This is a genomic window from Streptomyces sp. NPDC050418, from assembly GCF_044458745.1.
In the GTDB taxonomy this organism is placed as follows: domain Bacteria; phylum Actinomycetota; class Actinomycetes; order Streptomycetales; family Streptomycetaceae; genus Streptomyces.
In genome coordinates, this window is sequence record NZ_JBITIG010000001.1 from 174067 (window position 1) to 199341 (window position 25275).

A 25275-nucleotide genomic window follows, 5' to 3' on the forward strand; every position below is an offset into this window, starting at 1 on the left:
GTCGAATTGACCGCCCACGCACCGGTGCGCGGGCGCCCGCGCGTCGATAATGTCGGCAATGCGCCGCACCACGGCCACAGCACGAGGACCACGGACAACCCTTCCGAGCACCGCGAACCGCAGTCTCACCAGGAGGTACTCATGAGGATGCTCATCAATGTGGCGGAGACGGTGGTCGCGGACGCGCTGCGCGGCATGGCCGCGGCGCATCCGGAGCTGACCGTGGATGTTGAGCACCGCGTGATCGTACGCAGCGACGCACCGGTGGCCGACAAGGTCGCGCTGATCTCCGGCGGCGGCAGCGGCCATGAGCCGTTGCACGGCGGGTTCGTGGGCCGCGGGATGCTGTCGGCGGCCTGCCCCGGCGAGGTGTTCACCAGCCCTGTGCCCGACCAGATGGTGCGGGCCGCGGCGGCCGTGGACAGCGGCAAGGGCGTCCTGTTCATCGTGAAGAACTACACGGGCGACGTCATGAACTTCGACATGGCCGCCGAACTCGCCGAGGACGAAGGCATCCAGGTCGCCAAGGTCCTCGTCGACGACGACGTGGCTGTCACCGACAGCCTGTACACGGCAGGCCGGCGCGGCACGGGCGCGACGCTGTTCGTGGAGAAGCTGGCGGGCGCGGCTGCCGAAGAGGGCATGCCGCTGGAGCGCGTGGAGGCGATCGGCCGCCAGGTCAACGAGCGCTCCCGCAGCTTCGGTGTCGCCCTCAGCGCCTGCTCCACGCCCGCGAAGGGCAGCCCCACCTTCGATCTGCCGCCGGGCGAGCTGGAGTTGGGCATCGGTATCCACGGGGAGCCGGGCCGCGAGCGGCGGCCGATGATGACCTCCGGCGAGATCGCCGAGTTCGCGGTCGACGCGATCCTCGACGACATGCGCCCGCGCAATCCGGTCCTGCTGCTCGTCAACGGGATGGGCGCCACCCCTCTCCTGGAGCTGTACGGGTTCCACGCGGAGGTCTCCCGTGTCCTGGCCGCACGCGATGTGGCCGTGGCGCGGGTCCTCGTCGGCAACTACGTGACCTCCCTCGACATGGCGGGCGCCTCGGTGACTCTCTGCGAGATCGACGAGGACCTGCTGCGTCTGTGGGACGCGCCCGTCCGTACGCCTGCACTCCGCTGGGGCATGTGACCTCCCGTGGACCACCGGCCCTCGCTTGAACCACCATCCCTCCCGGAGACAGGAGACCCTGTGCTCGACGCCGAGTTCTTCCGCCGCTGGATGACGGCGACCGCCGCCGCCGTCGAACGCGAGGCGACACGGCTCACCGACCTGGACTCACCGATCGGCGACGCCGACCACGGCAGCAATCTGCGTCGCGGCTTCACGGCGGTCGCGGCCGTCCTGGAGAGCGACGCGCCGGACACACCGGGAGCCGTCCTGGTCCTGGCGGGACGGCAGTTGATCTCGACGGTGGGCGGGGCGTCAGGACCGTTGTACGGGACGCTGCTGCGCCGCACCGGCAAGGAGCTGGGGGACGCGGCGCAGGTGTCGCAGGAGCAGTTCGCCGACGCCCTGCGGGCCGGGGTGGACGCGGTGGAGAAGCTGGGCGGGGCGAGCGTCGGGGACAAGACGATGGTCGACGCCCTGGAGCCGGCGGTCGCGGAGGTCGGCGCCTCGTTCGCGGCCGCCGCCGAGGCGGCCGGGCAGGGTGCCGAGGCGACGATTCCGCTCATCGCCCGCAAGGGCAGGGCGAGTTACCTCGGCGAGCGGAGCGTCGGGCATCAGGACCCGGGCGCCACCTCGACGGCCCTGCTGTTCACGGCGCTCGCGGAGACCGCCGCGGGCGGGGAAGGGGCCGTGTGATGAGCGACGGCGCACCGGTCGGCATCGTCCTCGTCTCGCACAGCGCGCAGGTCGCGGCGGCCGTCGCGGACCTCGCGGTCGGTCTGTCCGGCGGCAAGGGCACCGCTCCGGTCGCCGCGGCGGGCGGCACCCCGGACGGCGGCCTGGGCACCAGCGCCGAGCTGATCACGGCCGCGGCGCTCTCCGTGGACCGCGGCGCGGGCGTCGCGATCCTGGTGGACCTGGGCAGCGCGGTCCTCACCGTGAAGACGCTCCTCCTCGACGAGGACGAACTCCCGCCCGGCTCCCGCCTCGTGGACGCCCCGCTCGTCGAGGGCGCGGTCGCCGCCGTGGTGGCCGCGTCGGCGGGCGCGGATCTCGACGCGGTGGAGGCCGCCGCGCGCGAGGCCTACGAGTACCGCAAGGTGTGAGCGGCGCGTTCGCAAAGTGTGAGCGGCACACTCTTGCCAACGGCTGATCATTGAGGGCTAAGATGCTTTACAGCTAAGGGTCCCCTAAGTGGGACCGGTACAGCGGCACATCTGCACGAGGGGACGTACGGGCGGCATGGCACAGCGGGCACGAACCGGCCGCAAGGACGCGGTGGCGTCGATCGTCGAGGACTGGGCGCGCGAGCGGCCGGATCTCGACACCTCACCCCTCGAGGTCCTCGCCCGCCTGCACCGCGCGTATCTGCACTACAACGCACGGCTCACCAGCAGGATCGAGAAGTACGGACTGTCCGTCGCCGGCTTCGACGTCCTCACGGCCCTGCGCCGCTCCGGCGCCCCCTACCGGCTGACCGCGGGCCAGTTGGCGGCGTCGGGGCTCGTCTCCTCGGCGGGGGTGACCCTGCGCCTCGACCGCCTGGAGAAGGACGGTCTCCTCGTGCGCGAGCGCGACGCGGAGGACCGGCGGGTCGTCTACTCCCGGCTCACCGACGACGGCCTGCGCGTTGTCGACGAGGTGTTCGCCTCGCACCTCGACAACGAGCAGGCCATGCTCGCCGGGCTCTCCCTGCCCCAGCGCCGTCAGCTCGCGAAGCTCCTCTCCCATCTGGAGACCTCGATCCTCGCGGCCGACGAGGCGGAGGAGATCAACGGGGCGGCCGGCTCAGCCGACCACTGACGCGGTCTTCGACTGCGCCTTCGCCTGCGCCTGGTACAGGCGGCGCAGGCGGACCACGCCGAGGTCGTGCTGGTAGAGGTTCTCGTACTGGTCGGCGTCCACGGGCATGGCTTCGAGCATGACGCGGTCCTGCTCCAGGACCTCCCAGTGACGCTCCTCGATCAGGGTCTTGTAGAGGAAGCGCCAGGTGTCGCGCTGCCAGCCGGAGACCTTGCGGTAGCGCCAGAAGAAGACGCCGGTGCGCCGCTCGTCGACGGGGCAGGCCATGCCGACGATGCCGAAGGCGCCGCCGGGACCCGCGGACGGCGGGTACGGGATGGACAGGTCGACCCAGTCGATGCCGGTGCGGCAGAGCTCGACCCAGTCGAAGTTGACGCCCCGCTGGTCGGTCTTCTCGAAGAAGTAGCCGCGGTCCGTCTCGCGGATGCGGAACTTGGCCTGCGACTCCCCGTCGAACATGGTGTGGGAGTCGTGGTGCAGGAAGGCGCCGTGCATGGGATCGAGCAGGTTCTCCATGCCGAAGCGCCAGTTGCAGTCCCACTCGGCGTAGCACAGGATCGCCTCGATCTCGTCGTCGACGAGAGGTTCGGGCAGGGTGAGCTCGCAGGGCTCCGGGTGCTCCTCGTCGCCGAAGTACGCGAGGATCGCGCCGCCGACCTCCCGCACCGGCAGGGAGGTGACGAGCGCCTTGCCCTCCAGGTTGCAGCCCGGAAGGCCGGGCACGGAGGTCACGGTGCCGGTGGTGTCGACTTCGACGCCGTGGTACCAGCAGGCGACCCGGTCGCCCAGGTGCTTGCCGAGGGACAGGGGTGCGCCGCGGTGCGGGCAGCGGTCGGCGAGCATCGAGACAGTGCCGTCGGCCTTGCGGAACAGCAGCCAGTCCTCGCCGAGGGCAGTGACCTTGCGCATCGCACCGGGTGCGACGAAGTGCGAGGGGACGACGGGGTGCCACTGGTTGCGCAGCCCGGTGGTGTAGATGTGCTCGGCGGTTGCCTTGGTGGTCAGCGCCATGGCGGTTTCAACTCCCTGGATCGAGGCGGTGGTCGGTCGGTTCAGGCACCCAGGCGGCGCATCTCGGCACGGAAGGACTCTTCCGTCCACGGACTGCCGTCGAAGGTGGCCACCTGGCGGGCGTTGAGGCCGGCGATCACGTCGGCGAGGTCATGGCCCTCGGTGCTGAAGATCTCCTCCAGCGTCCGGGCGAGCTTCAGTTCGTACGGGGTGGGCTCGTGGTCACGGGACTGGTGGCGGTCCAGGGACGGCCAGGTTTCGCTGGTCACGTTGGTGGTCACGGCAGTGCTCCAGGGGGTCGCAGAGGTCTCGGATGACGCGGTGGACTCAGAGGTCCAGGACGAGGCGGTCGGAGGAGCAGCGCGAGACGCAGATCATCATCGTCCCGGCCGTCTCCTTCTCGGCGTCGCTGAGGAGGAAGTCACGGTGGTCGGGGACGCCGGCCAGGACGCGGGTCTCGCAGGTGCCGCAGATGCCGTCGCGGCACGACGACTGGGTGCTGACGCCGGCGCTCTCGGCGGCGTCGAGGATGGACGTGCCGGCACCGACCGTGACGGTGGTGCCGCTGGCACGGAACTCCACCTCGAAGGACGTGTCGTCACCGTCGCGTTCCACGACGGGCGCCGCGAACCGCTCGATGCGCAACTGTCCGGCGGGGCAGACGGCCTCGACGGCGTCGAGGAGCGGTGCGGGGCCGCAGCAGTAGACGAGCGCGTCGGCCGGCAGGTCCGCGAGCGCGGCGGCCAGATCGATGTGGCCCTGCTCGTCCTGCGGTACGAAGCTGACCTCTCCCCCGCGCAGCGCGCCGAGTTCGCCGCCGAAGGCCATCGAGGCGCGGCTGCGTCCACCGTGGATCAGGCGGTACGGGATGCCGTCGCGTTCGGCCTGGCGGGCCTGGGCGAGGATCGGGGTGATGCCGATACCGCCCGCGATGAAGACGTACGAGGCCGCCGGTTCGAGGGCGAAGTGGTTGCGCGGTCCCAGCACGGTGACGTTCTGGCCCGGGCGCAGCTTCGTATGGACGTGGCGTGAACCGCCGCGCGAGGACGGCTCGTTGAGGACGGCCACGCGGTAGCGGGTGGCGTCGGCCGGGTCGCCGCACAGGCTGTACTGGCGGATCTGGCCGCCCACGTGGAGGTCCAGGTGGGAGCCGGGCGTCCACGGGGCGAGCGGCTTGCCGTCCGGGTGGGCCAGTTCGACGGACAGGACGCCGTCGGCCTCCCATGTCATGCGGCGGACGAGCAGCTCGCGGGGCTCTTCGGGATCGATCGTCATGGCGGTCGGCCTCCCTACGCGGTGTAGATCTTGACGGGTGGGGTGAACGGGTTCTTCATCGGGCCGAGGGCGTGCAGATCGACCTCGACGAGCGTCGGCCCGTCGCTCGCGAGGGCCTCGGCGAGCACCGGATGTGCCTCGTCCTCGGCGGCGATCCGGGCGTACGGCAGCCCGACCGCCTCGGCGAGCGTGCGGAAGGCGGGGGTGACGAGGTCGACGCCCGAGCGGCGGTCCGCGTACTTGTCCTGCATGTTGCGCAGGACGCCGTAGCCGCCGTCGTTGAAGACGATCAGGGTGAGGCGGGGGCGTTCCTGGGCGAGGGTGAGGAGTTCACCGAGGTGGACGGCGAGGCCGCCGTCGCCGGCGATGACGACACTGGGTTCGTCGGGTCGGGCGAGGGCCGCGCCGATGCCCATACCGAGGCCCTGCCCGATGCCGCCGCCGCGCGGGAAGACGTTGCCCCGCGGATCGTGCATCGGGAGCAGGCGGTTGCCCCAGGACGAGGACGGGATGGTGACGTCGCGGGCGACGACGGCGCCGGCGGGCAGCAGTTCGGCGAGCGCGTCGCAGATCGCCGCCTGGGGGCCGATGTTGTCGTGCAGCGTGGCCCGGACCTGCTCCCGTACGTCCGTGACCCGCCGCGACCAGTCGGCGTCCGCGCGGACGGCCGAGGCGGTGAGCGCGGGCACGACGGCGGCCGCGTCGCCGTGCAGGGCGTGGCGGGCGGGGTAGACGCGGCCGAGGGCGGCCGAGTCGACGTCGATCTGGATGTGGGCGGTGGGGAGTTCGAGTCCGTAGTCCGCCGTCTCGTTGGAGCGGAAGTGGGTGCCGATCGTCACGAGGACATCGGCGTCGGCGAGCAGGGCGCGGACGGCCGGGGTAGTGGCGAAGTTGCCGATGACCAGCGGGTGGTCCTCGGCGACGGAGCCGCGGCCGGAGTTGGAGGTGACAAGGCCGGCCCCTGTCGCTTCGAGGAGGGCGAGGAGTTCGGCGCGTGCGGTGGCGGCGCCTCCGCCGGCCCAGATCAGCGGCTTGCGAGCGGTGCTCAACAGGTCTGCCGCGGCGGCGAGTTCAGCCTCCGGTACGACGGGGGCCTCCCCGCAAAGAGCTTCCTCCCCGTCGTCCGACTGCCGTGCGAACTGCAGGTCGACCGGCCACTCCACGCTCGCCGGACCGCCCGGTGCGCCCAGCGCCGCCGCCGTGGCCTCGCGCAGGATCCGGCCCGCCGACGCGGCGTCCGGCACGGTGGCCGCGTGCACCGAGACCGCGGTCAGCATGCCGAGCTGGTCCTTGGTCTCGTGGATGTAGCCACGCCCCGAGCCGAGGAACTCGGACTCCACCTGGCCGGTGATGTGCAGCACCGAGGTGCCGGAGGCCAGCGCCTCGATCAGGGAGCCCGCCGCGTTGCCCGCGCCGGTGCCGGTCGAGGTGAGCGCGCAGCCGAGGGTGCCGCGTGCGCGGCCCCAGGCGTCGGCGGCGTTGACGGCGGTGGCCTCGTGCCGGACGGGCACGAAGCGCAGCTCACGGTCGACGGCCTCGACGAGCGGCAGGTTGTGCACGGACACGATGCCGAAGACCGTGTCGATGCCGAGGGACTTGAGGTGGGCGACGAGGAGGTCGCCACCGTTCTCGTACTGCATGGCGGTGCTCCTCACAGAATGCCGCGGCCGACTCCGCCGCAGACGTCGATGCTGGTTCCGGTGATGTACGAGGCGCGCGGCGACAGGAGCGTGACGATCGCGTAGGCGACCTCCTCGGCGCGGCCGAGGCGGCCGAGGGCGATGCCGCGGTCGGCGGCCAGTTCGGCCTGCCAGTCCTCGTAGGACAGTCCGCTGTCGGCGGCGGCGTGGCGGCGGGTCCACTGGCCGGTGTCGACGAGGCCGAGGCAGACGGAGTTGACGCGGATGCCGTCCCCTGCCAGTTCGGCCGAGAGCGACTTGGAGAGGTTGAGGATCCCGGCGCGCGCCGCCGAGGTGGTGATCAGCCGTGTCTCGGGCTGCTTGGCGAGCACCGCGTTGACGTTGACGATGCTCGCGGAGCCGGAGGCGCGAAGTGCCGTGCGAGCTGCGGTCAGCGGGTGCAGGACGCCCGCGAACTTGAGCTCGAGCTCGTCGCGCCAGTCCTCGGCGGTGGTGTCGTCGAGCGGCTTCATCCGGGACTGGCCCGCGTTGTTGACGAGTCCGTCGACGGCCGGTCCGAATCGGTTTGTCGCTCCGTCGATGAAGCGCTTCACCGACTCGGCGTCGCGGACGTCGCACGTGGCGGCGTAGAGGCGGTCCGGGTCGAAGGAGGCGGTCGCCTTGGCCAGGCGATCGGCGTCGCGGCCGCAGGTGGCGACCTTGGCGCCTTCGTCGAGGAGGGCGCGGACCGTGGCCAGGCCGACGCCCGAACTGCCTCCGGTGACCACGACCGTGCGGTCGGCGAGGCCGAGATCCATGGGTGCTCCGTGGGATCGGCAACGGTCCGTGAGGGCCGTTGAGGGGTCAGTGCATCGTGAAGCCGCCGTTGACGGCGGTCAGTTGCCCGGTGACGTACCGGGACTCCTCGCTGAGGAGGAAGGAGACGAAACCGGTGAGATCATCGGGCTGCTGCGGGCGGGAGATCGCCCGGTTGCCGGCGTACAGCGCGTGCCGTGCGGCCGGAACGGTCTCGGTGGCCTCGACCTCGGTGAGGCCGGGGGCCACCGCGTTGACGGTGATCCCCTGGTCACCGAGCTCGCGTGCCATCGCCCGGGTCAGGGCGATGACGGCGCCCTTGGAGGTGACGTAGTGCGCGAGCCGCGGCGAGCCGTAAAGAGCCGCGTCCGAGGCGATGTTGACGATCCGGCCGGGCCGGGTCATCAGCGGCAGCAGGTGCTTGGCGACGAGCCAGGGGCCGCGGGCGTTGACCGCCATCAGGCGGTCCCACACCTCGACGTCGATGTCCTGGAACTCCTTGCCGCCGACGCCGTTGGCGAGGGCCGCGTTGTTGACGAGGCCGTACACGGGCCGGTCGAGCGAGCGGGCGAACATCTCGACCGACGCGGTATCGGCGACATCGAGCGGCCGGAACTCGGCGCTGCCGCCCGCCGAGCGGATGTCCGCAGCCGTCCGCTCGCCCCACTCCTCGTTGAGCTCGGCCACCACGACGTGGAAGCCGTCGGCGGCGGCCCGGCGGGCCATGGCCTCCCCCAGGCCACGGCCCGCACCGGTCACGACGACCGTACGAACCTCCGCGGGAGCCGCGTCAGTCACGGGTGACGCCGTGCATCGGCGAGTACTCGGGGTACGAGGGGACCTGCGGCTTCTGGGTGCCGATGACGACGCAGAACAGCGCGTCGGTGTCGCCCTCGTTCTTGAGCGAGCGGGTCACACCGGCCGGCACCACAATCATGTCGCGGTAGCCGAGCGTGCGGTACTCGACCTCGTCGGGGCCGCGGTGGATGCCGACCTTGACGTTGCCCTCGAGGACGAAGAAGGCCTCTTCGACGTCGTGGTGGGTGTGCGCCGGGCCCTCGGCGCCGGGCGGCAGCAGCATGTTGGAGAACGTGAAGCCGCCGGAGGGGAGGATGCGCTTGTCGCCCTCGTGGTTGCCGGTGGCGCCGGAGCCGACGTAGCGGATCTGGCCGCGGCGGAACTGGGTGCCGGCCTTCTCCTGGAAGGAGAGGGTGTCGAAGTCGACGGCGCGGGAGTCCTTCGTCGCGATCAGCGAGTCGGTGTACGCCGCGAGGTTGCCGCCGTTGTCGTACTCGGTGGTGGTCAGAGGCATGGTGGTTCAGCCCTTCAGCCGGTCGGCACGCAGCTGCGCGACGATGTCGAGGTGGGAGAGCAGCCAGGCGTTCACGTGCTCGGGCTGCTCCTGGTTGGCCAGGTGACCGGCGTCCTTGACGATCACGTAGGCGGTTTTGTGCAGACCGCCGGCCAGGACCTGGGAGGCGTCGGGTCCGGTGATCCGGTCCTCGGCGCCGCACAGGACGAGTGCGGGCGCGGTGATGTGCTGCAGTTCGCCGCGCAGGTCGGTGGTGGCCATCGCCTCGGCCGCGTACGCGTAGCCGGGCAGGCGGATCGAGGCGGCCATGGTGGCGGTGACACGTTCGGCGAGTGCGGCGGGCGCGTCCGGGGAGACGAGGCGGGGGCCCCGGGCGGCGGCGAACTCCTGCGGTCCGAGCTTCTCCAGCTCGGCGACGCGGGCGCGCATCCCTGCCGCCTTCTCGTCGGAGGTCCCCGAGCCCGGCGTCGAGTCGACGGCCATGACGGAGGTGACGAGTTCGGGGTGGCGGGCCGCGAGGCGCAGCGCGATGACGCCGCCCCAGGAGACGCCGAGGACATGCGCCTCGCCGTACGGCCGGATGATCTCCGCGGCGAGGTCCGCGTAGTCGTCCATGGTCAGCGGCCCGTCCGGGTCGGCCGACTTGGCGTAGCCGGGGGCGTCCCAGGCCAGGACGTGGAAGTCGGCGGCGAGCGCGTCGAGCTGCGGGGCGAAGGCGGCCGAGGAGGAACCGATGCCGTGCAGGCACAGCACGAGCGGGGCGTCCGGGCTGCCCGCCTCCTCCAGGTGGATCCCGCGGTCCGCGGTGGGTGCGGCGGTCACAGGATCTGTCCCGTCCGGCCGACGACCGCACCGAGCGAGCGCAGGACCGCGTACGGGACGACCTGGCTGGTGGCCGGGTTGGCCGCGTCGGGCAGATGACGGACCTCGAAGCGGTACGAGCCGTGCGCTCCGGCCGCCTCGATGACATGCGAGGTGTGCTCGGCGGCGGGGTCGGCGACGACGCTGACGTGCACCGCGTCCAGATCACCGACGGCCAGCGCCACGGACGCCGCGACATTGGTCGACTTGGGGAACTTCACGGGCACGTCACGCGCGGTCCCCGACATGACCTCGACGGGACCGGTCGCGGTCCGCATCCGGCCGAGGAGCTCCTCGTCCATCCACGGCTGTTCGAGGGTCGACGGCAGCTTGGTCGTCGTGAGGCGCACCTCGCTCAGCGGGCCCATGGCGCGTACGGCCTGCAGCAGGTCGAGGCCGCCGACGGCGCCACCGGTGAAGTAGACCCGGCCGGGTCCGGCCGCGAGCAGCTTCTTCGACAGATCCTCGTCGGTGAGCGCTCCGGTGGAGGCGACGAGCAGATCGGTGCCGGCGGCGAGCACGCGCTCGCCCCACTCCCGTACGACGCCCTGTCCGGCGGCTTCCACGATCAGGTCGCAGTCGGCGATGGCCTGCTCGAAGGTGAGCTGCGGGGCGGGCGCCGCCTCGCCGAGCGGACGGTTGTCGACGACGCAGGTCAGCTCGGCGCCGGGAAGCGCGCCCTCCATGAGGGCACTGCCGACGACGCGGCCGATGGCTCCCCAGCCGACGATGCCGATCCTGGTGGTCTGCGCGGCGCTCATGCTCGTACTCCTTCGGCGTCGACGGGGGCCTGGACGGGGCTGCCGTCCGCGGTGCCCGCCATGTGGGCGCGGATCAGCTGAGAGGGCGGCCCTGCGGTCCCCCAGAGGTCGGAGAGTTCGGGGACCCGGCGCCAGACCTTGCAGATCCAGCGGTCCTCGGTGATCTGCGCGACCTCGGAGGTGTATTCACAGACCAGGCCGGTCGGGTCGGTGAAGTAGGAGAACGTGTTGTTGCCGGGGCCGTGCCGACCCGGACCCCACTGCGGCGTGACCCCGTGGTGGCGCAGCCGGCCGAGGCCGCGCATGAAGTGGTCGACCGAGTCCATCTCGTACGCGATGTGGTTGAGGGAGACCCACGGCGCCTGGTTGAAGGCGATGGAGTGGTGGTCGGCGTTGCAGCGCAGGAAGGCCATCTGGTGCTCGGACCAGTCGGAGACCCGCATGCCGAGGACATCGGTGTAGAAGGCGACGGAGGCGTCGATGTCCGTGGTGTTGAGGACGGCGTGGGTGACGCCGACCGGCACCGCGGCGTCGCGGCCGCGCGGGGGCACGGCCCACGTGTCGGCGGCGAGCTCGATGAGCCGGCCCTCATGGTCGTGGAAGCGCAGGCCGTAGCCGCCGCCGACCTGGTCGAGCGATCCGGGTCCGGTGAGGGGGGTGATGCCCCGGGCCTCCAGGCGGCGGGCCGCCTCGTCGACCTCGGCGGGCGTGGCGACGGCGAAGGTGAGACGGCCGAGGCCGATGCGGTCGGCGCGGGTGAGCTGGAGGGCGTGGTGCTCCTCGCCGGTGCCGCGCAGCCAGGTGCCGGAGTGCTCGCTCTCGACGACCTCGAGGCCCCAGGCCTCCTCGTAGAAGTCGGTGGCCTCGGCGAAGGCCGGGGTGAGCAGCTCGACCGAGCGCAGGGCGCGCAGCCGGGCGATGGGGGGATGGGGCATGGAGGTCAACTCCCTTGGAAGCGGCGTCGGTCGGTGCCGGGGATCAGCAGGCGGCGGCAGTCGGGCCCGGGGTCAGGTCGCCCAGGGCAGGGGCGTCGCGTCAGTGCCCCAGTAGACGGACTTCTGGCGCTGGTAGGCGCGGATGAGGTCGCGGCCCTTCTCGGTGCCGAGGCCCGAGTCCTTCATCCCGCCGAAGGGGGTGGAGATGGAGAACTGCTTGTACGTGTTGATCCAGACGGTGCCCGCCTCGATCCGGCGGGCCAGGCGCCAGGCGGCGCGGGCGTCCCGGGTCCAGATACCGCAGGCAAGGCCGTAGTCGGAGGCGTTGGCCTGGGCGATCAGGTCGTCCTCGTCCTCGTACGGGAGGGCGACGAGGACCGGGCCGAAGATCTCCTCCTGGCAGGTGCGGGCGGAGTTGGGCAGCCCGTCGATCACGGTCGGCAGGTAGTACGCGCCGTCCTCGTAGGCCGCCCCGCCGGGGGCCGCGCCTCCGCACAGGACACGGCCCCCCTCGGAGCGGGCGAGATCCACATACGCCGCGACGGCATCGCGGTGCTTGTGGTGGACAAGGGGCGCGACCTGCGTGTCCGGGTCGGTGCCGGGGCCGACGCGCAGCTTGCGGACGCGCTCGACGAGCTCGCCGAGGAACGCGTCGTAGCGGCTGCGGTGGACGAAGAGGCGCGAACCGGCGATGCAGGACTGGCCGGAGGAGGAGAAGATCCCGAACATCACGCCGGCCAGTGCCTGCTCGAGGTCGGCGTCCTCGCGGACGATCGTCGGCGATTTGCCGCCGAGTTCGAGTGAGGCCGGGATGAGCTTGTCGGCGGCGTGCCGGGCGATGGCGCGGCCGGTGGTCGTGCCGCCGGTGAAGCCGATGCGGCCGACGAGCGGGTGCTTGACGATGGCGTCGCCGACGACGCGGCCGCTGCCGGTCAGGACGGAGAAGAGGGCCGTGGGCAGTCCGGCCTCGGTGAGCGCCTGGTGGACGAGGCGGCCGAAGGCGAGCGAGACGAGGGAGGTCCACTCGGCGGGCTTCAGCAGCACGGCGTTGCCGCCGGCGAGCGCCGGGGCGGCCTTCTGTGCGTCCGATGCGATAGGCGAGTTCCACGGGTTGATGGCGCCGACTACGCCGATCGGCTCGTGCACGCTGAGCGTCACGTAAGGGCCGCGGGACGGGGTGAGGGAGTCCTCCATCGTCTCCAGGGCGGCGGCCGTGTAGCGGAAGGTGCCGGCGGCCGAGGCGGCGAGGGCGCGGGTCTCGGTGAGCGACTTGCCGGTGTCGGCGGTCTGCAGGGCGGCCAGCTCGTCCGCGTGGTTCTCGACCAGGTCGGCGATGCGGTGCAGGAGCCGGGCCCGCAGATGCGGCAGCAGGTCGCGCCAGGCGGGATCGGCCGCGGCCTCGGCGGCGGCGCGTGCGGCCTCGTCGACGTCCTCGGCGGTGGCGGCGTGCAGTTCGGTGAGGAGGCTGCCGTCGGCCGGGTTCACGGCCCGGAAGGCCGCGCCGCGGCCGCGCCGCCATACGCCGGCGACAAGGACTTCGTCGGCGGGGATGCGAGGCATGACAGGACCTCCACAGGCAGGGGGTGAGGGGGACCCGACGGTCCGTGCCGGACTCGTCGAAGTGCTTGAAATCTAAGGGCTTAACTAATTCGGCCGCAAGACCCCCGCCGAAATGAATTTCCGCGAGCTGCTCGTGAACCCTTGACGGCCCCCCACCGTCGGCCGGTAGAACTTAAGCCCTAAGAGGCTCTCTCGCGCCTCACCTGCCTGTCTCTTCCACGAACTCACCCCTCATCCGCCGTCCCCGGGTGGTCCCCGACCCTTGCCCGCACGGCCCCAGCGCTCCCGCGCGCACCCCGTCCCGGTGCGCAGGAGCAGGAGGTCAACTCGATGACGACAGAAGCGTCCGACCTGCGCACCGGACCGGAACCCACCGGTCCGGCGGGCATCGCCGCCTCGATCGGCGCCCGCTTCGAGCGGCTGCCGCTGTGCCGCTGGCACGTCACCGTCCGCCTGATCGTCGGCGTGGTGACCTTCTTCGAAGCATTCGACCAGCTCTTGATCGCCTACGCGCTTCCCGAACTGCGTACGGAATGGCATCTCGACACCGGTCACACCACGGCGCTCATGACGATCGGCTCGATCGGCATGCTGATCGGCGCCGTCCTGTCCGGGCGTCTCGCCGACCGCTTCGGCCGCGTGAAGGTGATCGCCGCCTGTATCGCGGTCTCCAGCCTCTGCAACCTCGCCCTGACGATGTGCTCGTCGCCCGAGCCGTTCATGGCCGTGCGTTTCGTGCAGGGGCTGGCGATCGGCGGTGAGGTGCCGGTCGCGGCCACCTTCATCGCCGAGATCACCCGCGCCCACCAGCGCGGCCGCTTCGTCCTGCTCTACGAGCTCGTGTTCCCCGCCGGCCTCACCGCGGGCGCCCTGCTCGCCGCGTGGCTGGTACCGCTGCTCGGCTGGCGCTGGATGTTCGGTCTCGCCGCGATCCCCGGCGTGCTCTGCTACGTCGTCCTCAAGTACGTGCCGGAGTCGCCGCGCTGGCTGGCCGAGCACGGACGCCATGAGGAAGCACTGCGGACGATGGCCGCGATCGAGACCCGGGTCGAGCAGATCACCGGCCGGCCGCTCCCCCAGCCGGAACCGGTCGAGGAGACCGCCGCGCCCGTCCTCACGGACAAGGGCAAGGGCGGCCTGCGGGAGCTGCTCTCGGGCCGTTATCGCAAGCGCACCCTGGTGATCGGCATGCTGTGGTTCACCGGCTACTTCGCCAACTACGGCATCACGTCATGGCTCCCGACGATCTACGACTCGCGCTTCGGCCTCGACCTGTCGACCGCTCTGCTGTACTCCACCGTCACCTCATGCGCGGGTCTGCTCGGCTGTCTGGTCGTCGCGCTGACCGTGGACAAGGTGGGCCGACGCAAGGTCATCGCGGCCTGTATGACGGGCGCGGCGGTGTGCCTGGCACTGCTCGGCCTGTTCAGCGGCGGCTCGGCGAACGCCGTGCTCGTGTGGACCTCGCTGGCCGCGGTGTTCCTCTTCGGCTCCAACATCTGCCTGTACGTGTACTCCCCCGAGCTCTTCCCGACCCGTATGCGGGCGCTCGGTTCCTCCGTCGGCGGCGCGATGAACCGGCTCGGCATCATCCTGGGCCCGATCGTGGTCGGCGCCATCTACGCGGGCGGCGCCATGGGAACCGTCTTCGTCACCCTGGCGGCGGTCGCCATGATCGGCGCGGTGACGGCAGGGGTCGGTGCGGAGGAGACGAGCGGGCGGAAGCTGGAGGAGATCGCTCCCTGAGCCCTCTCCCTCCATACAGCGACGCGCCCCGTCTTCCTGACGGGGCGCGTCGTCTCGCAGGGGGATGGTGTGGCTCAACCAGCAGTCGGGTACGGCACCTTGGCGCCGACGAACCGGGTGCGACCGCGCCGTACGAAACCGATCGACTCGTACAGCCGGATCGCGCCTTCGTTGTCCCCGGCCGCGTGCAGGAACGGGATCTCGCCGCGTTCGCGGATGCCCGCCGCCACGGCCCGTACGAGACGGGTGCCGAGGCCCTGACCACGGAAGCCCTCGTCCGTGCAGACGGCGCTGATCTCCGTGTAGCCGGGCGGGTGGATCCGCTCCCCCGCCATCGCGATCAGCCGGCCCGCACGCCGGATCCCGAGATAGGTGCCCAGCTCCACGGTGCGCGGCAGGAACGGTCCCGGCTTGGTCCGGCTCACCAATTCCAGCATCTCGGGCACGTCGTCGGCGCCGAGCAGAACGGCCTCCGGATCCGGGCGGGCGTCGACCGACTCGTCGACGAGCTGGACGCCCAGGCCCTCCCAGCTGATCTTCCAGTCGGCGGGCGGCATCGTCCGCAGCGCCGGCATTGCGACCTCGGTCCCCGGCCCGGACAGCGCGGCGAGATCGGCCCAGTCCTGGGCGTCGGGCTCGTCGGGCAGCGCGCTCCACGGCGCCACGTCCACGGGGTAGCGCACCGCGCGGCCCCGGCGCTCGGCGAAGTGGGCGTGCGGGCCGAGGAGTGCGTCGTACGTCGGGTTGTCCAGTACGTGCCGGGTCACCGTCGGTACGCCGGTCATGGTGGTGCTCCTCGCTACTGCCCTGGTTCTTGCGAGCCGCGGAAGCGGCTGTGATCACGCACAAGATCCAAGCCTCGCGGCGCCGCGTTTATTCCGTGGTGGCACGCGTACTCGACGCAAGGAGGCCGACGTCGAGGCGGAGCCGGCCTCAGACGGTCGGGTCGAACCAGGTCGGCTCGTCGAGCAGCGCCTGCTTGATGCGGAAGACCCCGAACTCGTGCATCTCCGGCAGCGCGTCGACGGAGAACCAGCCGACCTCGAGCGACTCCTCGTCGTTCACCCGCGCCTCCCCGCCCACGGCACGGCAGCGCAGCGTGATGTCCATGAACTGGCACTCGTCGCCGTTGGGGTACGCCATGCGGTCCAGTGCCTGCACCAGGACCACCCGCTCCGGCACGCAATGCACGCCGGTCTCCTCGTACACCTCGCGTACCGCACACGCGGCAGGCTGCTCGCCGGGCTCGGGAATGCCGCCGATCACCGACCAACGGCCGGTGTCGGCGCGCCGGCCGAGCAGCACTCTGCCCTCGTCGTCGAAGACGAGCGCGGTCACACCCGGCAGGAAGAGCAGCTGATGGCCCGCGGTGGCCCGGATCTCGCGGATGAAGTCGGGAGTACCCATGCCCTCGACCCTAACCCGCTGCGGATCTCCGCACGGGCGGGGCCGTTCGGCTCACTCGCCCGTGGTCGGCGTCGCGTTCTTCGTGCGGATCCGCCGCGTCACGGCCCAGCCGAGGCCGCCCGCGGCGACCGCGATCAGCGCGAGTTCGGGGGCGATCCCGAGCCGCGTGGCGGGGGTCTGCGAGCTGCGCAGCGGCACGTCGGCGACGAGCGTGTCCGCGGTGAACCAGGTGGTGCGCTGCACGATCTCGCCGTCCGGCATGATCACGGCGGAGACGCCACTGGTCACCGGGACGGTGACGGTGCGGCTGTGCTCGACGGCGCGGATCCGCGACATGGCGAGCTGCTGGTAGGTCATCTCGCTGCGGTCGAACGTGGCGTTGTTCGACGGCACCGAGATGAGCTGCGCGCCGTGGGTGACGGTGTCGCGCACGGCCCAGTCGAACGCGGCCTCGTAGCAGGTGGCGAGCCCGACCTTCGTCCCGGCCATCGTGAACACACCGGGCTTGCTGCCGCGGCTGAAGTCCTGACGGACCATCGAACCCCACTCGGAGTTGATGGCGTCGACCACGGAACGCAGTGGCAGGAACTCACCGAACGGCTGGATCTGCCGCTTGTCGTACGTCTCGGTGGGGCCCTTCTCCGGATCCCACAGGATCTGCTCGTTGAGCAGCCGCCCGTCGTCCGCCAGGACGACGCCGCCGACGGAGATGGGCGCGCCCACTTCCTTCGCGGCGGCATCGATGTCGGCGTACGCGTCAGAATTACGGAAGGGGTCGATGTCGGAGGAGTTCTCCGGCCAGAGCACGAAGTCCGGCTTCTCGACCTTGCCGTCGCGGACCCGCTCGGCCAGCCGCAGCGTCTCCTTGACGTGGTGGTCGAGGACCGCCTTGCGCTGCGCGTTGAAGTCGAGCCCGGCCTGCGGGACGTTGCCCTGGATGACGGCGACGGTGGCGGTGCCGTCCTCGGCCGCGTCGGAGACCAGCGGCAGCGAGGCCAGCGCCCCGGCGACCGGCACGACGACGGCCGCGAGCGCCACCGACGCGGCAGCGCGGTGCAGGGTGCGCGTGCGGCGATACGCGACGAAGACCCGTACCGCCTCGAAGAGACCGAAGCCGCAGAGCACCACGGCGAAGCCGAGCACCGGAGTCCCACCAAGTGCGGCCAGCGGCAGGAACACCCCATCGGCCTGGCCGAAGGCGACCTTGCCCCAGGGGAAGCCGCCGAACGGAGCCCGCGCGCGGGCCGCCTCACCGAGCGTCCACACGGCAGCCGCCCAGAGCGGCCACCCGGGCAGCTTCGACACGGCCGCGATCCCGACCGAGGTGACGGCGACGAACAGCGCCTCGATCGCCACGAGCGCCAGCCATGGACCGGGCCCGACCTCGACACCGGTCCACACGAGCAGCGGCAGCAGGAACCCGAGCCCGAAGAGATAGCCGCGCCCGAGCGCGCTCTTCCAGCCACGCCCGCGCAGCGTCCACGCGAGCCCGGCGAACGCGGGCAGCGCCAGCCACCACAGGGTGCGCGGCGGGAAGCTCACATAGAGGAGCAGTCCGCTGAGCCCCGCGGCCGCGAGCGGAACGAGCCGGCGCAGCAGGCGGCGGCCGCGCGGTTCGGGTGCGGACGGGGTCTGCTCGCCGGACGGGGCGATGGTGGCTGTCACGCCGCGGATTCTACGGCGCGCCGCTGTGACCAGGGCAAGGGCGTCCGGTATGGGCGTGCGCTCAGGCGCCCTGGGCGGGCCCCGCGGCGGGCAGCCCGAGGCGCGCGCGGATGAACCGGACCGCTGCCTCGGCGTCATCGACGGTGACGGTGAACTTCCGACCGTCCCCCAGGTTCAGGACAAGTCCCTCGCCACGCCGTACGACCACGGCGGTGCCCTTCTCGGGACGCCAGCGGTAGCCCCAGCCGCCCCAGTGCTGCGGGGTGACCCTCGGCGCGAACTCGGCGGCGACGATATGGCTGAGCGGGATGCGGCGGCGCGGCAGCCCCATGTGGCCGCAGCGCACTTCGAGGGCCTCGGTGTCCACCCGTACCGCCACATGCACGAAGGCGAGGGTGCCGAAGAGCATCAGGAGGCCCGCGGCGACACAGCCGACGACGGCCATCACCAGCGGTGCGAGCCCGGAGGTCCAGGGCGAGTCGACGGCCAGCTCGATCCCGAGCGCCATGCAGGCCGCTCCGGCGCAGGCGAGCAGCCACTGCACACGGTTCGTGGCGCGGCCGGTCCAGATGTCGGCTTGGGGGTCGGTGCCCCGCTCCTCGTGGGGGTCCCTCATGGCCTGAAGGCTACTCGTGTTCCGCTGCGAAGGCACCAGATCGCGGAGCGTGACATCCGGTTGCCCCGGACACGTATATACGGGGTGTGACGGGCGCCGTATCCGGCACGGGTCAGGGCCCGAGGGTTCAGCGCGCGGCGCCGGCGACGCTCAGCCGACGGCCTTCGGCGTACGCGAGCGCGGCCGCCGGGAGGTCGCCTTCGAGGCCGGTGAGCAGCACGGTCAGGGTGCCCGTGGCCGGGGCGTCCGGGGCGGGCTCCAGGTGGATGCGGCGCAGGGCCTGGGCAGCGACGGCGCCCGCGCTGCCGTGCAGGACGAGGGGCGGCTCACCGGGCTGCTGCACGGCGGCCCGGATACGCTCCGCGACCAGTTCGTAGTGGGTGCAGCCGAGGACGACCGCTCGGACGCCCCGCGGAGTGAGGGCGGCGGCGGCTGCGACGGCGCGGTCGATGGCCGCCTCGTCGGCGTGCTCGACGGCGTCCGCGAGCCCCGGGCAGGGCACCTCTGTGACGTCGACGCCGTTCGCGAACTCCTCGATCAGGCCCCGCTGGTACGGGCTGCCGGTGGTGGCGGGCGTGGCCCAGATCGCGACGGGTCCGCCGCCCGCGGCCGCGGGCTTGATCGCCGGGACGGTGCCGATGACGGGCAGCCCGGGTTCGAGGTGCGCGCGCAGGGTCGGCAGCGCGTGTACGGAGGCCGTGTTGCAGCCGACGATCAGCGCGTCCGGCTGCCGGGCCGCTGCGGCCTCGGCGCAGGCGAGCGCACGGGCGGTGAGGTCCTCGTGCGTGCGCTGCCCCCACGGCATGCCCTCGGGGTCGCAGGTGAGCACGAGATCGGCGTCGGGCCGCAGGCGGCGCACCGCGGCGGCGGCGGGCAGCAGGCCGATTCCGGAGTCCAGGAGGGCGATCTTCACGCGGCCCACCCTAAGGGATTGCACCCCTGTGACCGCGGCGTGGGGCATCATCGCGTGGATGAGCGCACTCGCGTGGACGTCCCTTTTGTCGCTCGCCGCCTGGCTGTGGCTGCTGCTCGCGCAGGGCTTCTTCTGGCGGACGGATGTCAGGCTGCCGCCCCGTCACGCCCCCGGGACATGGCCCTCGGTGGCGCTGGTCGTCCCGGCCCGGGACGAGGCCGCGGTCCTTCCGCTCAGCCTCCCCTCGCTGCTCGCCCAGGACTATCCGGGCGAGGCACGGATCTTCCTCGTCGACGACAACAGCTCGGACGGCACCGGAGACATGGCCCGCGCGCTGGCCGCACAACGCGGCGGGCTGCCGCTGACGGTGACGACACCGGGCGAACCACCGCCGGGGTGGACCGGGAAGCTGTGGGCGGTACGGCACGGGATCGCCGCGGCGCGTGCGGCCCAGCGGCCCGAGTGGCTGCTCCTGACGGACGCCGATATCTCCCACGCACCGGACAGCCTGCGGGACTTGGTGGCCGCGGCGCACGGCTCCGGCTTCGACCTCGTCTCACAGATGGCGCGACTGCGGGTGGCGAGCATCTGGGAACGCCTGATCGTCCCGGCGTTCGTCTACTTCTTCGCACAGCTCTACCCGTTCCGCCGGATCGCGGTGGACGGCTCCCGTACCGCCGCGGCCGCGGGCGGCTGTGTGCTGCTGCGCGACGCGGCGGCCGCGCGCGCGAACGTTCCGGACGCCGTCCGGCACGCGGTGATCGACGACGTGGCGCTCGCCCGGGCCGTGAAGGCGAGCGGCGGCCGGGTGTGGCTCGGCCTCGCCGACCAGGTCGACAGCGTCCGCCCCTACCCGCGGCTCGGCGATCTGTGGCGGATGGTCTCGCGCAGTGCGTACGCGCAGCTGCGCCACCAGCCGTTGCTGCTGCTCGGGACGGTGGCGGGGCTGCTCCTCGTGTACGTGGTGCCGCCGGCGGGCCTGGTCGTGGCGCTCGCCGTCGGCGACGGCGCGGCGGCCTGGGCCGCGGGAGGCGCATGGCTGCTGATGACGGCCACGTATCTCCCGATGCTCCGCTACTACGCGCAGCCGCTGTGGCTCGCGCCGCTGCTGCCCGTCACGGCGGTGCTGTATCTCCTGATGACCGTCGACTCGGCGGTGCAGCACTACCGGGGGCGCGGGGCGGCCTGGAAGGGGCGCACCTACGCGCGCCCCGACCGTGCCGAACCCGCGCCCTCGGCCGATCAGTAGGCGGTCGTCCGGGCCGGTCGCCTGCTTACGGCTGGGCGTCCGCTTGTGGCCGGGCGTCCGCTCGCGGCTGGGCGGCTACTTGCGGCCGGGCGTCCAGTCCAGACCCCAGCCGTACGCGTAGTCCACGGTGCGCTGAGGGCTGACGCCGCGCTCGGGGACCAGGAAGCGGGACTCGCGGCGGACCAGGAGGTCGCCGTGCTCGTTGGTGAGCAGGGCGAGGGCGCAGACCGTCGAGGGGACGGTGCACTCGTCGAGCGAGAAGTCGATCGACGCTCCGTGCTGCGGGGTCAGCGTGACCGTCGCGTGCAGGTCGGCGAAGCTGCGGGCGCCCTCGTAGATGGTGACGAAGATGAGGATGCGCCGGAACGCGTTCTTGTGGTCGAGGTTGATCGACATGTTCTCGCCCATGGCGTTGGCGCCCGTGCGGTCGTCGCCGTCGAGGTGGATGAACGGCGGCCGGTCGAGCGCGCCGAACGCGTTGCCCAGCGCCTGGATGACGCCCTTGCGGCCGTCATTGAGCTCGTACAGGGCACACAGGTCCAGGTCGAGGTCGGAGTGCATGGCGACCGCGCGGCCGAGCTTCGCACCCCAGCCCTTGAACTGCTTGCGCACCTCCCAGTTGAGGTTGACGCGCATACCGCCCGAGGTGCCGCCCTGCTTGGTGAGCGAGACGGTGGGCGCGTTCTTGGTCAGCGTCACCTTGGTGAGCCGCACGGGCGCCGCGGGGGCGGCGGGCGGTGCGGCCGGGGGCGGCGGGGCTGCCGCGGGCATGGTGGCCTGCGGCGACGGCGCGTTGTACTGCGGAGCGGGCGCGGGGGCCGGTGCGGCGGGGGCCTGCTGGGGTTCGTCGACGGTGATCCCGAAGTCCGTCGCCAGCCCTTCGAGTCCGCTGCTGTAGCCCTGGCCGACCGCGCGGAACTTCCACGCTCCCTGGCGCCGGTACAGCTCACCGAGGACGAAGGCGGTCTCGACGGACGCGTCCGCGCTCTCGTAGCGGGCGATCTCCGCGCCACCCGCCGCGTCCACGACGCGGATGTGCAGCCCGGGGACCTGCCCGAACGTTCCTCCGTCGGCGGAGGCCGCCAGCACCACGCGCTCGATGTCCGGCTCGACGCGGGTCAGGTCGACGGCGACGCTGTCGACGGTCTGGCCGCCGGCGGCGCGCTTGCCTTCGTGGCGCACGGCGCCCGAGGAGTGCGCGGGCTGGTTGTAGAAGACGAAGTCCGCGTCGCTGCGTACCTTGCCGGACGCGAGGAGCAGCGCCGAGGCGTCGGCGTCGGGCACGCCGGGGCCGGAGCTCCAGCCGATCTCGATCCGTACGGCGGGCGCGGGCACCGCAACGTTCGAGCCCTTAGGCATGGACTGCATGGACATTCGTGCCCCCACTAGCGCGTCGTCGCGACGGATTCGGTCCCCGGTCGGGGCCCCGGGCTGCTTCGCGCCGGTGGGACCCCTTGTGCGTTCCCGGACAACTTAGCCCGCCCGCAGCCCGGGGCGCCTCCACTCTTCACGGCCGATCCGCGCCCGCCCGGCCGCGGCGTCGCCCCGCGGCAGTACGGCGTTCATATCGCGTACGGCGCCGCGACACGGCGATGCCATCCGCGCGCGCAAGCCTGCTGCACCCCCAAGTGCCGTTCGGTCCCCACCACTTGGCTCCGAAAGTCGTGCCGTCGCGGTTCCGCGTGAACATCGCCAGACAACGTGAGACATGAGGTCACCATGCCGTCGCTAGGCCAGCTGTACCCGCTGCTCGACTCCGTCGAATTGCCGGAGCACCTCCCGTACACCCAGTGCAGCACCCACGAGCTGCGCTTTCTCCGGCTGCTCGGCGAGCGCCGGCTGACCGGCGCGCACGGCGATCTCATCGAACTGGGCTCCGGCGGCGGCGGTTCCACCTATGCCGCGGCACTCGGCCTGAGCGAGAACCCCGGCTTCGACCGGAGTTCGGCGAAACTCCACGCCTACGACTACTTCCGCGTGGGAAAGGGGACTTTCGCGAGCGAGAAGTTCTTCAGCGGCGGGAAGGCGCCGGACGGCGAGAGTTCGTTCCTGGAGGACTTCCAGGAAGTCCTCGACCCCTTCCTCGACTTCGTCGAGATACACGCCGGCGACATCTGGGAGACCTCGGACCCGGACGAGAAGCGGCCCGTCGAGTTCCTTCATGTCGACATCGCAAAGACGGCCCGGGTGTGGAGTTGTGTCGCCGAGCGCTTTCTGCCGCGGCTCGTGCCCGGTTCCGTCGTCCTGCACCAGGACTTCGCGAGCCCCCGGCTGCCGTGGCTGCACTACAGCACCGGCGCCCTGCTCCCCTCCATCGAGCTCGCCGGGCCGCCGATCCGCTCGACCCTGGCCTTCGAGGTCACCGACGACATCCCTGGTGAAGTGCTGCGCGCCATCGCCGAGGACGCCTTCGACGTCGAGCGGAAGCTCGAGCTCATCTCCGCCGTCCAGGGCCGACTCGACCGGGACCACACGGACGGGATCCCGTTCAAATCCGTCCTGGAACTCGCGAAGGCTTTCGTGCTGCATTACGAAGGCGATCACCGGCAGGCGTGGAAGATCGCGGAGCCTTTGACGGACGACCCGTATCTGGCGCGCACGCGTGCCGACCACTTCCGTCAGCTGAAGGCGGCGCTGCCGAAGGACGCCCAGGCCCCGGCCGACAGGCCGGAGGGCCGGCAGCAGCGCTCCGCCCCCGTGAAGCGCTCCGCCCTGCGGCGCACGCTCGGGCGCTTCGCACGCAAGGTCGGGCTGCGCTAGAGCGCATCCGTGCCGTGAGGTGCGGGTGGCGTCAGATCGGCGCCGCCCGCGCCTCACCGTCCCGGGTGAACTTGACGCAGGCCCGGCAGGGGGCAGCCGCGCCAATCCCGCGCGCCCCTGCCACGCGCCGTGCTCCCGCCGATGGCCGCCGTCCGCTCGAACAGGACACCCACTCCGCGACGCCGAAAGTCCCTGCGGTCCGCGCCTGCCGAGTCCGAGGTTGTGCGGGCCGTACCGCGTACGGCCGCTCGCGAAACCAAACTGGACAATTGAGCGACATTTTGACCGTTCGTATCCGGCGGACGGGCCCGTGAGTTGAGCGCATGCCGCCCAAAGAGAAACGGGTCCGTCAAGTTCTGATGTTTTCCACACAAGCCCCACGGATGTCAGGGCTATCCAACCAGCACATCGTGGGCTTAACTTATGTGCCATGACCTCCCCCCGCTCCACCTACGGCGGCGGTTACTACTCCGCGCCGTCCTTCCCGGACACTCCGATCTACGACTCCCTCGTGGCCGAGCGGGGTACGCCGCAGATCGCCCCGATCCGGGTGCCCTCCGCGTACGACACTCCGGGCAGCTATCTGCCTGCCCTGCCGGCCGCGCTCCCCGCGCTGCCCGCCGCTCCTTCGCCGGCGCCCGCCCAGCACGGTTACGGGCAGCAGGCGCCGCTGCAGCACGCGCCCGCCCCGTACATTCCGCAGCAGCCCGGCGCGCAGCGCGGCGGCTACGCCGGTGCGCAGCCGATGCCGCAGCCCCAGCGTCCGGTCGCCGGGTCCGGCTACGAGGCGATGCGCCCCGCTGCCCCGCGCCCCGCACCGGCGCCGATGCCGTACGAGGACCCGTACTACCGGCAGCACCCGGGCGGCCGCGGCTACTGACCGCCGGGCCGCGGCCCTGACCTGCCGCCGCCTCGGAGTGGCCGGATAGCGATCAACCGGCTGCGGGGGACGAGGCGTGTGCTGGCAGGATGGGCCGTATGCCGACCCCGATATTGCATTCGATCCATCTCCATCCCTTGAAGGCGGCGCGAGGTTTCGCGCCGCCCGAAGCCGTCGTGGAGCCCTGGGGGCTGGCCGGGGACCGGCGCTGGATGCTCGTGGACGCCAACGGGCGCCAGGTGACCCAGCGCGAACACACCCAACTCGCCCTGGTCCATGTCGAGTTGGCGCCGCAAGGGCTGCGGGTGACCGCCCCCGGCCGTGCCGCGCTGCAGATCGAGGTGCCCGAGGCCGGGGAGACCGTGACGGTCAAGGTCTTCGACGACAAGGTCGAGGTCGCGCCCGCCGCCACCGAGGCGCACGCCTGGTTCAGCGCGTACCTGGAGACCGAGGTGCGTCTTGTGCATCTCGACGAGCCCGGCTCGCGGCGGCCCATCGACCCGGAGTACGCGCAGCCCGGCGAGACCGTGTCCTTCGCCGACGGCTATCCGCTGCTCCTCACCACGCGCTCCTCGCTCGACGCCCTCAACTCGCTCATCGCCCAGGGCGATTACGCCGACGAGGGCCCGCTGCCGATGAATCGTTTCCGCCCGAACGTCGTCATCGAGGGCACGGCGCCCTGGGCCGAGGACGACTTCAAGCGGCTCGCGATCGGCGAGGCGGTGTTCCGGGTCGCACGGCCCTGCGGCCGCTGCGTCGTGACGACCACCGACCAGGTCACGGCCCAGCGCGGCAAGGAGCCGCTGCGATCTCTCGCACGTCATCGCCGCTTCGGCGACCAGCTGGTGTTCGGGCAGAACCTGATCCCGGAGACCCTCGGAACGATCCGCGTCGGCGATCCGGTGCGACTGCTCGACTAGGGGGTGTCCCACCAGCACAGAGGGCACGGTGGACCCGGGTGTGACGCGGCAAC

At 71.8% G+C, this 25275-nt stretch carries 26 protein-coding genes; 9 read left to right on the forward strand and 17 right to left on the reverse strand.

All coding sequences use genetic code 11. The features are described 5' to 3' along the window. Window positions 1-141: 141 nt before the first annotated feature. The 4 genes from dhaK to ACIBI4_RS00825 all read left to right on the forward strand — a co-directional run bounded on the left by dhaK (window position 142) and on the right by ACIBI4_RS00825 (window position 2916). Window positions 142-1134: a dihydroxyacetone kinase subunit DhaK gene (dhaK, locus tag ACIBI4_RS00810; protein ID WP_399201335.1), complete on the forward strand. Its 993-nt coding sequence runs from the start codon at window positions 142-144 to the stop codon at window positions 1132-1134. 60 nt (window positions 1135-1194) lie between these two features. Further along, window positions 1195-1809, forward strand: coding sequence for a dihydroxyacetone kinase subunit DhaL (dhaL, locus tag ACIBI4_RS00815; RefSeq protein WP_399201336.1), 615 nt, complete (start codon window positions 1195-1197; stop codon window positions 1807-1809). Then, the gene (locus ACIBI4_RS00820; RefSeq protein WP_399201337.1) at window positions 1809-2219 is read left to right on the forward strand and encodes a PTS-dependent dihydroxyacetone kinase phosphotransferase subunit DhaM; all 411 of its coding nucleotides are present in this window, start codon (window positions 1809-1811) and stop codon (window positions 2217-2219) included. The genes dhaL and ACIBI4_RS00820 overlap by 1 nt, the downstream gene beginning before the upstream one ends. Window positions 2220-2355: 136 nt before the next feature. After that, window positions 2356-2916, forward strand: a complete 561-nt coding sequence (locus ACIBI4_RS00825) for a MarR family winged helix-turn-helix transcriptional regulator (RefSeq protein WP_399201338.1) — start codon at window positions 2356-2358, stop codon at window positions 2914-2916. Here ACIBI4_RS00825 and ACIBI4_RS00830 read toward each other — a convergent pair. The 11 genes from ACIBI4_RS00830 to ACIBI4_RS00880 all read right to left on the reverse strand — a co-directional run bounded on the left by ACIBI4_RS00830 (window position 2902) and on the right by ACIBI4_RS00880 (window position 13066). Further along, window positions 2902-3927: a Rieske 2Fe-2S domain-containing protein gene (locus ACIBI4_RS00830; protein WP_399201339.1), complete on the reverse strand. Its 1026-nt coding sequence runs from the start codon at window positions 3925-3927 to the stop codon at window positions 2902-2904. The two genes, ACIBI4_RS00825 and ACIBI4_RS00830, sit on opposite strands and share 15 nt — an antisense overlap. A 41-nt stretch (window positions 3928-3968) precedes the next feature. Beyond that, window positions 3969-4208: a recombinase-like helix-turn-helix domain-containing protein gene (locus ACIBI4_RS00835; protein ID WP_399201340.1), complete on the reverse strand. Its 240-nt coding sequence runs from the start codon at window positions 4206-4208 to the stop codon at window positions 3969-3971. Between the two features lie 46 nt (window positions 4209-4254). Next, window positions 4255-5202 (reverse strand): PDR/VanB family oxidoreductase, encoded by a 948-nt coding sequence (locus ACIBI4_RS00840; RefSeq protein ID WP_399201341.1) that lies wholly within the window; start codon window positions 5200-5202, stop codon window positions 4255-4257. A 14-nt stretch (window positions 5203-5216) separates the two neighbouring features. Next, on the reverse strand, window positions 5217-6842 hold the full coding sequence (locus tag ACIBI4_RS00845) for a thiamine pyrophosphate-binding protein (protein ID WP_399201342.1): 1626 nt from the start codon (window positions 6840-6842) through the stop codon (window positions 5217-5219). Between the two features lie 11 nt (window positions 6843-6853). Continuing rightward, window positions 6854-7639: an SDR family oxidoreductase gene (locus ACIBI4_RS00850; RefSeq protein WP_399201344.1), complete on the reverse strand. Its 786-nt coding sequence runs from the start codon at window positions 7637-7639 to the stop codon at window positions 6854-6856. A gap of 46 nt (window positions 7640-7685) precedes the next feature. Further along, entirely contained in the window at window positions 7686-8435 is a 750-nt protein-coding gene (locus tag ACIBI4_RS00855) for an SDR family oxidoreductase (protein WP_399201345.1), read from the reverse strand. After that, window positions 8428-8949, reverse strand: a complete 522-nt coding sequence (locus tag ACIBI4_RS00860) for a cupin domain-containing protein (protein ID WP_399201346.1) — start codon at window positions 8947-8949, stop codon at window positions 8428-8430. The genes ACIBI4_RS00855 and ACIBI4_RS00860 overlap by 8 nt, the downstream gene beginning before the upstream one ends. A 6-nt stretch (window positions 8950-8955) precedes the next feature. Further along, window positions 8956-9771: an alpha/beta fold hydrolase gene (locus ACIBI4_RS00865; RefSeq protein WP_399201347.1), complete on the reverse strand. Its 816-nt coding sequence runs from the start codon at window positions 9769-9771 to the stop codon at window positions 8956-8958. Continuing rightward, on the reverse strand, window positions 9768-10571 hold the full coding sequence (locus tag ACIBI4_RS00870; RefSeq protein ID WP_399201348.1) for an aspartate dehydrogenase domain-containing protein: 804 nt from the start codon (window positions 10569-10571) through the stop codon (window positions 9768-9770). Before ACIBI4_RS00870 ends, ACIBI4_RS00865 begins: the two co-directional genes overlap by 4 nt. Continuing rightward, entirely contained in the window at window positions 10568-11506 is a 939-nt protein-coding gene (locus ACIBI4_RS00875; protein WP_399201349.1) for a VOC family protein, read from the reverse strand. Before ACIBI4_RS00875 ends, ACIBI4_RS00870 begins: the two co-directional genes overlap by 4 nt. Before the next feature lie 72 nt (window positions 11507-11578). Next, complete coding sequence (locus tag ACIBI4_RS00880; protein ID WP_399201350.1) at window positions 11579-13066, reverse strand: aldehyde dehydrogenase family protein; 1488 nt, start codon at window positions 13064-13066, stop codon at window positions 11579-11581. Between the two features lie 330 nt (window positions 13067-13396). Between ACIBI4_RS00880 and ACIBI4_RS00885 the strand changes: the two genes are divergently transcribed. Then, a complete protein-coding gene (locus ACIBI4_RS00885) occupies window positions 13397-14812 on the forward strand; it encodes an MFS transporter (RefSeq protein WP_399201351.1) in 1416 nt (471 codons plus the stop codon). 74 nt (window positions 14813-14886) lie between these two features. On the opposite strand, the gene ACIBI4_RS00890 is transcribed toward ACIBI4_RS00885, so the two are convergent. From ACIBI4_RS00890 to ACIBI4_RS00910, 5 genes are all read right to left on the reverse strand, one after another. Further along, complete coding sequence (locus ACIBI4_RS00890) at window positions 14887-15597, reverse strand: GNAT family N-acetyltransferase (protein ID WP_399201352.1); 711 nt, start codon at window positions 15595-15597, stop codon at window positions 14887-14889. A gap of 148 nt (window positions 15598-15745) precedes the next feature. Then, window positions 15746-16219 (reverse strand): NUDIX hydrolase, encoded by a 474-nt coding sequence (locus ACIBI4_RS00895; RefSeq protein ID WP_399201354.1) that lies wholly within the window; start codon window positions 16217-16219, stop codon window positions 15746-15748. 51 nt (window positions 16220-16270) lie between these two features. Further along, on the reverse strand, window positions 16271-17884 hold the full coding sequence (gene lnt, locus ACIBI4_RS00900) for an apolipoprotein N-acyltransferase (RefSeq protein WP_399201355.1): 1614 nt from the start codon (window positions 17882-17884) through the stop codon (window positions 16271-16273). 61 nt (window positions 17885-17945) lie between these two features. Beyond that, window positions 17946-18500, reverse strand: coding sequence for a hypothetical protein (locus ACIBI4_RS00905; protein WP_399201356.1), 555 nt, complete (start codon window positions 18498-18500; stop codon window positions 17946-17948). A 127-nt stretch (window positions 18501-18627) separates the two neighbouring features. Next, complete coding sequence (locus tag ACIBI4_RS00910; RefSeq protein WP_399201357.1) at window positions 18628-19413, reverse strand: glutamate racemase; 786 nt, start codon at window positions 19411-19413, stop codon at window positions 18628-18630. Window positions 19414-19471: 58 nt separating this feature from the next. Here ACIBI4_RS00910 and ACIBI4_RS00915 point away from each other — a divergent pair, with 58 nt between their 5' ends. Then, window positions 19472-20662, forward strand: a complete 1191-nt coding sequence (locus ACIBI4_RS00915; RefSeq protein ID WP_399201358.1) for a glycosyltransferase — start codon at window positions 19472-19474, stop codon at window positions 20660-20662. Window positions 20663-20737: 75 nt separating this feature from the next. On the opposite strand, the gene ACIBI4_RS00920 is transcribed toward ACIBI4_RS00915, so the two are convergent. Next, window positions 20738-22021, reverse strand: coding sequence for a TerD family protein (locus ACIBI4_RS00920; RefSeq protein WP_399201986.1), 1284 nt, complete (start codon window positions 22019-22021; stop codon window positions 20738-20740). Between the two features lie 360 nt (window positions 22022-22381). Here ACIBI4_RS00920 and ACIBI4_RS00925 point away from each other — a divergent pair, with 360 nt between their 5' ends. From ACIBI4_RS00925 to ACIBI4_RS00935, 3 genes are all read left to right on the forward strand, one after another. Further along, complete coding sequence (locus ACIBI4_RS00925; RefSeq protein WP_399201359.1) at window positions 22382-23422, forward strand: hypothetical protein; 1041 nt, start codon at window positions 22382-22384, stop codon at window positions 23420-23422. Between the two features lie 430 nt (window positions 23423-23852). Beyond that, a complete protein-coding gene (locus ACIBI4_RS00930; RefSeq protein ID WP_399201360.1) occupies window positions 23853-24302 on the forward strand; it encodes a DUF6643 family protein in 450 nt (149 codons plus the stop codon). A 98-nt stretch (window positions 24303-24400) separates the two neighbouring features. Beyond that, entirely contained in the window at window positions 24401-25222 is an 822-nt protein-coding gene (locus ACIBI4_RS00935; protein ID WP_399201361.1) for an MOSC domain-containing protein, read from the forward strand. The last annotated feature ends 53 nt before the right edge of the window (window positions 25223-25275 follow it).